At 55.0% G+C, this 2,673-nt stretch carries 3 protein-coding genes; all 3 read left to right on the forward strand.

Annotation, left to right across the window (positions count from 1 at the left end; translation table 11 throughout):
- A partial coding sequence (locus RTW80_RS23795; protein WP_312720500.1) for a terminase gpA endonuclease subunit occupies nucleotides 1–1,055 on the forward strand: 1,055 nt, incomplete at its 5' end.
- Entirely contained in the window at nucleotides 1,052–1,264 is a 213-nt protein-coding gene (locus tag RTW80_RS23800; RefSeq protein WP_001072975.1) for a hypothetical protein, read from the forward strand. The genes RTW80_RS23795 and RTW80_RS23800, both read left to right, overlap by 4 nt.
- Nucleotides 1,264–2,673: phage portal protein (locus tag RTW80_RS23805; RefSeq protein ID WP_409415310.1), on the forward strand; the 1,410-nt coding region annotated here is incomplete at its 3' end. The genes RTW80_RS23800 and RTW80_RS23805, both read left to right, overlap by 1 nt.

The following is a 2,673-nucleotide window of genomic DNA, read 5'->3' on the forward strand; positions in this document are numbered from 1 at the left end:
CTGCAGAACAGGAATACGAGACAACCGGAAGTGAAGAAACACTCAAGACGGTTATCAATACCGACTGGGGATTACCTTATCTTCCCCGCGCCAGCATGGAGCAACGAAAAAGTGAACTGCTTGAGCAGCGGGCAGAGCCAGTTCCTTCCCGCAGTGTGCCGGATGGCGTTAATTTTCTTGTGGCGACAGTGGATGTGCAGGCGGGACGTCATCGCCGTTTTGTGGTTCAGGTAACGGGCTATGGCAGCCGTGGCGAACGCTGGATTATTGATCGTTACAACATCACGCAGTCATTGCGCGGTGACTGCGACGGGGAGAGCCAGCGAATTGATCCGGCCAGCTACCCGGAAGACTGGGATGTCCTGCTGACGGATGTTTTTCATAAAAGCTGGCCGCTGGCCTCCGATCCTTCTCAACAAATGCGACTGATGGCAATGGCGGTGGACTCCGGCGGTGAAGACGGGGTCACTGATAATGCCTATAAATTCTGGCGTCGTTGCCGTCGTGATGGCCTTGGTAAACGTATTTACCTGTTTAAGGGTGACAGCATCCGGCGCGCAAAACTGATCAGCCGTACATTCCCTGATAACACCGGACGAACGGGCCGCCGGGCGCAGGCCGCAGGTGATGTGCCGCTCTGGCTTCTTCAGACGGATGCACTGAAAGACCGGGTGAATAACGCGTTATGGCGTGACTCGCCAGGTCCCGGCTATGTGCATTTCCCTGACTGGCTGGGGAGCTGGTTTTACGACGAACTGACGTATGAAGAGCGGAGCAGTGACGGGAAATGGAGTAAGCCGGGTCGCGGTGCCAACGAAGCTTTTGACCTGATGGTGTATGCCGAGGCTCTGGTCATTCTGCATGGATACGAAAAGATCCGCTGGCCGGATGCACCGGAGTGGGCGAGCCGGGAAACCTGGCTGGAGTGTGTCCCGGACAGTACCGAACCGTCATCCTCACCGGAACCGGTATCCACGCCTGTTAAAAAACAAAAACGGAAGAAAACAGTAACTGACGATGTTAACCCCTGGCTGACTTCCGGAGGATGGTTATGAACCAGAATGATATCGAAGCCATGATTCAGCGTTATACGGAAGCTGAAATGGCGGTGCTGGACGGAAAATCCGTCACCTTTAATGGTCAGCAGATGACCATGGAAAACTTATCTGAGATCCGGCAGGGACGGCAGGAGTGGGAGCGCCGCCTTGCGGCTCTGATTACACGACGACGGGGGCATCCCGGGTATCGGCTGGCGAGGTTCTGATGGCAATTCTTGATGATGTGATTGGCGTTTTTTCACCAGGATGGAAAGCGGCAAGGCTGCGTTCCCGTGCGGTGATCCAGGCTTATGAGGCCGTAAAAACGACGCGGACACACAAAGCCCGACGGGAGAACCGAACTGCCGACCAGTTAAGCCAGTACGGGGCCGTGTCGTTACGTGAGCAGGCCCGTTACCTTGATAACAACCACGATCTGGTTATTGGTGTATTTGACAAGCTGGAAGAACGGGTGGTGGGGAAAAACGGGATTATTGTCGAGCCACATCCGGTATTACGCAATGGGGCCATTGCCCGTGACCTGGCTGCGGAGATTCGCACCCGATGGAGTGAATGGTCTGTCAGCCCGGAAGTCACCGGGCAGTTTACCCGTCCGATGCTGGAACGTCTGATGCTTCGTACCTGGCTGCGCGATGGTGAGGTGTTTGCCCAGATGGTTTCCGGGCGCATAAACAGCCTGACGCCTTCTGCCGGTGTTCATTTCTGGCTGGAGGCGCTCGAGCCGGACTTTATTCCCATGACCAGTGATGAGAGCAACAGGCTGAATCAGGGCGTGTTTGTTGATGACTGGGGGCGTCCCGAAAAATATCTGGTGTATAAAAGCCGTCCCGTATCCGGACGGCAGATGGAAACCAAAGAAGTGGATGCAGAGCGAATGCTGCATCTTAAATTTGTTCGCCGTCTGCACCAGATGCGCGGGACGTCTTTATTGTCCGGTGTGCTGATCCGCCTCAGTGCCCTGAAAGAGTATGAAGATTCTGAGCTGACTGCAGCAAGGATCGCCGCTGCTCTGGGGATGTACATCCGGAAAGGCGACGGGCAGAGCTATGAAGCGGATGGTAATGGCAGCAAGGATAAGGAACGCGAGCTTACCATTCAGCCAGGCATTATTTACGATGATCTGAAACCCGGCGAAGAAATCGGAATGGTGAAGTCGGATCGCCCAAATCCTAACCTTGAAACTTTTCGTAATGGTCAGTTGCGTGCCGTGGCGGCGGGCAGTCGTCTGAGTTTTTCCAGTACGGCACGCAACTATAACGGCACTTACAGCGCCCAGCGTCAGGAGCTGGTTGAATCCACTGATGGCTACCTGATCCTGCAGGACTGGTTTATTGGTGCCGTCACCCGTCCGATGTATCGTGCCTGGCTAAAACAGGCTGTGGCATCCGGTGTTATCAGGCTACCCCGCGATCTTGACCTTTCTTCACTGTATACCGCGGTGTATTCCGGACCGGTGATGCCGTGGATTGACCCTGTTAAGGAGGCTGAGGCCTGGAAAATCCAGATTCGTGGTGGAGCGGCGACAGAATCAGACTGGGTACGTGCTGGTGGTCGTAATCCGGATGATGTCAAACGTCGGCGCAAGGCCGAAATTGATGAAAACCGCAAGCTGGAT

This window comes from Escherichia sp. AM3 (assembly GCF_032029835.1).
GTDB classification, from domain to species: Bacteria; Pseudomonadota; Gammaproteobacteria; order Enterobacterales; family Enterobacteriaceae; genus Escherichia; species Escherichia coli.